Source organism: Psychromonas sp. (genome assembly GCF_983033635.1).
In genome coordinates this window covers 1-4496 of sequence record NZ_CEZLMY010000231.1, presented here as the reverse complement: position 1 = coordinate 4496, position 4496 = coordinate 1, and the positions used below count along the sequence as shown (strand labels likewise).

Here is a 4496-nt window from a genome sequence, read left to right as displayed (position 1 = left end):
ATATCGTGCTTGATTGTACGGGCATTTATGGCAGTAAGGCAGATGCTGACGCGCATCTTGCTGCCGGTGCCAAGAAAGTTATTTTTTCTCATCCTGCCAGCTCAGACGTACAAGCCACTGTGGTTTATGGTGTTAACCATAAGCAACTAACCGGCGTTGAGACTTTTCTTTCCGGAGCATCCTGCACCACCAATTGCATGGTGCCGGTGATCGATACCCTTGACACTGCATTTGATATCAAATGTGGCACTATTACCACTATTCATTCAGCGATGAATGACCAACCCGTTATTGATGCTTACCACTCAGACCTGCGCCGCACTCGTGCAGCCAGTCAATCAATTATTCCTGTTGATACTAAACTAGCCGCTGGTATTGAACGTATATTACCTAAGTTTGCAGATAAATTTGAAGCCATTGCCGTGCGCGTTCCGACCATTAACGTTACCGCTATGGACTTAAGCATTACCGTCAGCAAAGAGGTTACTATCCAAGATATTAACACTTGTCTTCAGGCGGCGTCGCAAACTAAATTACAAGGTATCTTGGGTTACACCGAAGCACCTTTGGTATCAATAGACTTTAATCATGACCCTCGCTCCTGCATCATCGACGGCACGCAAACGCGGGTTAGTGACGGGCATTTAGTTAAACTGTTAGTTTGGTGTGACAATGAATGGGGCTTTGCTAATCGTTTATTAGACACCAGCGAATATATCTCGATATTAGCAAAACAGAACGAACGAGAAAAAGACAATAAACCCATCTCTTGTGCTGTTTAACAGCAAAGTTATCAAGATCTTTCCTTAAATATTGTTCGCTAGGCATTGCCTAGCGAACAATAGCTGTCAGCTACAAAATCGAATATTAGCCCGCATTACATTTCGCATACTGTTTTATCTTTCATTGCTTGAATATATTAATAAAATTGGAAATTTACTCTCACCGAATGAAACCGTAAATGACTGTGTTTCATTTCCAGCAAAACGTAATTTATATTCTAAAGGGCTTCTGCGATCACCGTTAGCGAATAAAGCGAGCAAGTGTTGTTCCTCTAGCATGCGGTTACCAGATGATAAATTTGTTATCGTAATTACAGCCCAACGTTCCCCCTCCTCATTGCTCATAAGCACGTAATTATTTATCTCGAAGTCACTAAGCTTAGGTGTGATATTTCGATCATTTGGAAAAGACAATTTTATGTTTCTCGAAACTGAACGATCAACAGATAAAACCTCGCTTTCATTAGCTTGAATAACGGATGAAAAAATAATTAGTACGGCTACGATAAATTTAAACACAATGTTTTCCTTATAATATATTCTTTCCGCTTAAAATCGGGACAAATCTGGCGAAAGTTTAGAATGCAAAATTATCCGCTCGGCATTGCCTAGCGGATCAATCTTACAATCGTTTTGGCTTTCTTAAGTGGCGACTTATTAGAGCCCCATCTGCAATCGCAGGTAACCCTTATACTCTCCATATTCACTGTCCAGTCCTTTAGCAAGACCAAGCGTAACAGGTAACGTTATGTTATATCCTAACTTGAGCTCTGTTGTCAGCTCGCCACCAATACCGGTGAGTTGGTTTACATCTTGCCCCGTATCCCAGCTTGCACCAGAATCAACAAAAAGCGCCCCAGAAATATCACCTAAACCAACAGGATACAACGACCAGTTTCGCTCTACACGCCTCAGCCAACTGCTGAGTTGCAGACGTTGCGTTGCATAACGGTGACCTCGCTGCACTGATTCGTCATAACCCCTTAAGGCCTGGCTATCGCGACCAAACAAGATAGCTTCCTCTGCAAGATCATGCCCACCCAGTTTAAAGGCTTTTGCACCGCTATCGGCATAACCAAAACCCAGTCGCGCAGTAAGAGTGGTTCGGCCGAGCAGATCTAACGTTCCCAACCACTGCGCCTGATATTTCTGACCGCTGTAATCAGTGTTAAAGAGTTCATTGCTTTCAACCACCAGATCTAGATAGTTTCCCCAGCCAGTACCGGGTACATTTAAGTACCATTCGCGGTTATCAAAGGTCATTGCTAAGCCCGCCAGTGTCTCATTGGTGGCTCGGAATTGACCAATATTACTGAAGTCAGGTTGTGAAACTAAGCTCTCTTTATCCAAGACCATACCTGCATGAAATCTAAGATTGTCTTCCCATAACGCAAACATATTATTGCGCTGCACAGTAAATTGATCATCCCGGGTGATACGATAATCTTCTAAGCCATTTTCCGTGAATGTTTCAAAGCTGTGCGACCGCTGCGCACTCACTAACCAACGATTATCATACTGATAGTTCAGGTTATAATTAGCAAAAGAGTTTTTAAAATCCCAATCAGCTGCTATCTGGTAATTATGACGTCCCAATGCATCTGAACCGTGAAAGATAATTCCGGCTCTACTGCTGGTATCGTCAAACCCCAGAATAGGAAGCCAGGTACGCGGCCGTAATGTTGACCAAGGGCTATATTCTGTTGTCTCTGATTTGCGGGTCTTTTCAGCCACGGCGTCAGGATAATCATAACGTCCCTGATGACTGTCCACAGCAAAAACAGATAACGGCTTTGGTTGCTCGATATTACGTAAAATATATCCGTCGCTGGCATACGCCTGATAAACCAGACCCAAACCATCCTGCCACTGTGGCTGGAAAGCACCGCCAATTTCGCGCGTCCACTGTGTTACCTCTCGACTATGTTGATCCAAAACAAAAATATTATAAACACCATCGTAATCAGCACTGAATAGGATCCGTCCGTCCGCTAAAATCACAGGACTGTTTTCTACCGCTTTACTGTCGGTAAGTGCCTGCCATTGCAGGTAATTGATATCGGAGCTATTAAGAGATAATCGTTCTAAATTCCAGCCCTGCTGCGGACGTTTAAGCGAGGCGACCAGATAATCACCTGCTGGCGAGAGATTGAATGCGCCAATAACCACGCCTTGTTCCCCCTGCCAAATCCGTTGTTGCGCATCGCCAGCTTGCGTACCAATCAGCCACAGTGCACTCAGACCATCAACTTTGCGGCTGGCAAGTAATTGTTTGCCATTTACCATCCAACGCACTTTACTAAAACGCTGACGCTCAGTTAAGCGGGTCCAGTCGCCATTTTGAAATATAAACAGATCGTTTAATACGCGTCCATCGGCATAACTTATCTGCCGGGAAGCAGCCAGACCCGCATCCGGATGCTCTGAAAGTGCGCTTACCCCCTTGCTGCTGACAACCTGCTGCCAGACTGCATTATTATTCTCTTCAATATAAAGCTGCGCAAGGACCGGCCGGTCTTCGCCATTGTTGCGGTTAACCAGTAAACCGTCATTACCAGCTGCCGTTACTTGCAGAAACAGATTTTTGTCTAAATCGTTCCCCACCACGGCCTGCTGTTTAAGGGGGGCTATTTCACTGTCAAAACGTGTTGTTAAATAGCTCTGATAATCATCCCACAATATAAAAAAGTCTTTACCGAAGGCTTGCTTAGCTGAGTTATTAAGTAAAAAGTAAGGTAAAAGTTTACGACTGTAATTCTGCAAAAACAGCTGTACTTTATCGGAGCCATAAGTATCGACAAGATACTCAATAAAATAAGCACCATAAAGATAAGGGGAACCAAGCGGCCATTCGCGGGATGCTACTGCCACCTGTTGCAGATCTTTCAGTTCTCCGCCAGATACCTGCATACGCATTTGCATCGCATAGTTAGAGCCCTGCAAACGGCCGTAACCTAATTCTTTATTCGTTTCCAGATAAACAGCCAGTCCTTCGAGCAGCATAGACGGCGTCAAAGCATGCGGAAATAGAAACATATTTCGCCCAAACACGTGACGCAGCGCGCTGACCGCGCCTCCGGCCAGTTCCATATGCATAATATGAGTGTATTCGTGGCGAATTAACAGATGCAGCCATTCGTCATTACCAGCTAAGCTACTGATATCTTCTGGCTGACTCATAATCAAACGGATCTGCGCAAAAGGGAGCGGTGTCGCCCAACCGTTGGAAAAATCATAATCATCAACCAGCACGATTTCAGTGCGTTGCTGTGGGGCACTTTTAAAAAATGGCAGTAGTTCATTGTGCACCTGCTCGGCAATATCCAATGCTCGAGCTGCATTTAGCTGATGACCATCGACAAAACTGATTGTAAAATGATCTGACTGCTGAGTGAGCCAGACTTGCTGCTCATGATCCCATGCAACAGGCGTGGCCATAACCGGTTTTCCCGATATGCACAGGCAGGATAATGCCGCCACCAGCATCCATGAAGGTTTGCTTTTTGTCATTTAAGTTAGTTCCTTAGTTTGATTCTTATTATCGTTAAATTACAGCTATGTATATTTTATGGTGCAAGAAAATTCGTGCACACAAGCAAAGGATGGTGAATACAGCTCTTTCCTGTAAATATATTACGCCACAGACTCTGTTATTTACATATATGAATTAATGATATTTTATAAATCAACGTATGGAAATAAATATTTGATATA

The 4496-nt window shown here is 43.9% G+C and carries 3 protein-coding genes; 1 reads left to right on the top strand and 2 read right to left on the bottom strand.

What is annotated here, in order from left to right:
• The coding region (locus AC4GME_RS17550) for an erythrose-4-phosphate dehydrogenase (protein ID WP_490379915.1) at positions 1-782 on the top strand (782 nt) is incomplete at its 5' end.
• A gap of 114 nt (positions 783-896) precedes the next feature.
• On the opposite strand, the gene AC4GME_RS17545 is transcribed toward AC4GME_RS17550, so the two are convergent.
• Together AC4GME_RS17545 and AC4GME_RS17540 are read right to left on the bottom strand one after the other, a co-directional pair.
• Complete coding sequence (locus AC4GME_RS17545; protein WP_490378314.1) at positions 897-1301, bottom strand: hypothetical protein; 405 nt, start codon at positions 1299-1301, stop codon at positions 897-899.
• Between the two features lie 138 nt (positions 1302-1439).
• Positions 1440-4292, bottom strand: a complete 2853-nt coding sequence (locus AC4GME_RS17540) for a hypothetical protein (protein WP_490379914.1) — start codon at positions 4290-4292, stop codon at positions 1440-1442.
• Positions 4293-4496: the final 204 nt, after the last annotated feature.